Origin of the sequence: Sphingobium sp. (assembly GCF_049304695.1) — a bacterium.
Classification (GTDB): domain Bacteria; phylum Pseudomonadota; class Alphaproteobacteria; order Sphingomonadales; family Sphingomonadaceae; genus Sphingobium.
The window spans coordinates 1-1,585 of sequence record NZ_JBAQOK010000028.1; the positions used below are offsets into that span (position 1 = coordinate 1).

Annotated in this window: 3 protein-coding genes; 2 read left to right on the plus strand and 1 reads right to left on the minus strand. The window is 62.2% G+C overall.

Annotated features, from left to right (window positions below; genetic code table 11):
* The coding region (locus WA070_RS04280; RefSeq protein WP_422632920.1) for a redoxin domain-containing protein at positions 1 to 256 on the minus strand (256 nt) is incomplete at its 3' end.
* A 116-nt stretch (positions 257 to 372) separates the two neighbouring features.
* Between WA070_RS04280 and WA070_RS04285 the strand changes: the two genes are divergently transcribed.
* Both WA070_RS04285 and WA070_RS04290 read left to right on the plus strand, forming a co-directional pair.
* Positions 373 to 1,281, plus strand: coding sequence for an MBL fold metallo-hydrolase (locus WA070_RS04285; protein ID WP_333970759.1), 909 nt, complete (start codon positions 373 to 375; stop codon positions 1,279 to 1,281).
* Positions 1,281 to 1,585 (plus strand): YeeE/YedE family protein (locus WA070_RS04290; RefSeq protein ID WP_422632921.1); only part of this gene is annotated, 305 nt, incomplete at its 3' end. The genes WA070_RS04285 and WA070_RS04290, both read left to right, overlap by 1 nt.

The window sequence follows — 1,585 nt, forward strand, 5'->3', positions numbered from 1 at the left end:
TGTCGACCGACAGTGCCATCAGTTCGCATCCCAGCGTCGCAAACCGGTCATGCGCGCGCGCGATCGACACAAACTCGCTGGTGCAGACCGGCGTGAAATCCGCCGGATGCGAAAAGAGCGCAAGCCATCGTCCTCGGAAATCCGAAAGTGACACCGGGCCACGGGTCGAGCGGGCGGTGAAATCCGGCGCTTCCTCGCCAAGGCGCAACGCGGAACAGGAGGGTAGTTCAGGTGCCAAATCGAACCTTTCATTCATGCTGATCGACATTGTCATCAATCTCGTCGGTTGACGCAACCATAATACTCGATTATTTGAACCGTGTAAGTGAGAAAGTTTGGAGAGTCGAGATGGACCACCCTGATGAGCCGCTCATGCTCGCAACGCAGATTGTAACGGACACCTGCGCAGGCGAAGTACCCGTGCCGGTTGTGCGCTCGTTCTTTGACGAGCCGACATTCACCGCAAGCTATGTGGTGCATGATCCGGTGACTCGCGCCGCAGCGATTATCGACAGCGTGCTCGATTTTGATTCGGCATCAGGCCGCACCGAGCACGGCTCTGCGCAGACCATCATCGACTATGTCCAGGCCGAAGGACTGAAAGTCGAATGGCTGCTGGAAACCCATGCTCATGCAGATCATCTGTCTGCCGCGCCGTTCCTTCAGGAAAAGCTCGGCGGCAAGCTCGCGATCGGTCGCGCGATCACGACAGTCCAGAGCGTGTTCGGCAAGATCTTCAATGAGGGCACGCAGTTTGAGCGTGACGGGTCGCAGTTCGACCATCTGTTCGATGACGGCGACAGATTCTCGATCGGTTCGATTCCTGCGGTCGCGTTGCACGTGCCGGGGCATACGCCTGCGGACCTGGCCTATGTGATCGGCGACGCGGTGTTCACCGGCGATACGCTGTTCATGCCGGACTATGGCACCGCCCGCGCTGATTTCCCCGGCGGCGATGCGCGAATGCTCTATCGCTCTATCCGCCGCCTGATGGATTTGCCGCGCGAGACGCGCACTTTCCTTTGCCATGATTACAAAGCGCCGGGCCGCGACGACTTTGTGTGGGAAACCACCATCGGCCAGGAACGCGATTCCAACGTCCATGTCCATGAAGGCGTGGGCGAGGACGAATTTGTCGAGATGCGCACGCGGCGTGACGCGACGCTGGGGATGCCGCGGCTCATCCTCCCCTCGATCCAGGTGAACATGCGCGGCGGGCATCTGCCTGAGCCGGAGGAGAATGGCACGCGCTACCTCAAGCTTCCGCTGGACGTGCTGTGATGCCTGATTATGCGATGCCGGGGCAGGGGCTGATCGGTGGCGTGATGATCGGCGTGGCGGCTGCCATCATGCTGCTGGGCGCGGGCCGCATCGCCGGCGTCAGCGGCATGGCGGCGCGGGCGATCGGGCTGGGCGGCGGCGCACCGCGCACGCTCGCGCTGGCATTCATTATCGGCCTGCCTCTCGGCGCGGCACTTGTCGCATGGGCGGCGGGACCGATCCTGTCACGCTTCCCCATGAGCATGGCAACGCTCGCGGTCGCAGGGCTCGTCGTCGGCATTGGCACGCGGCTCGGGTCGGGCTG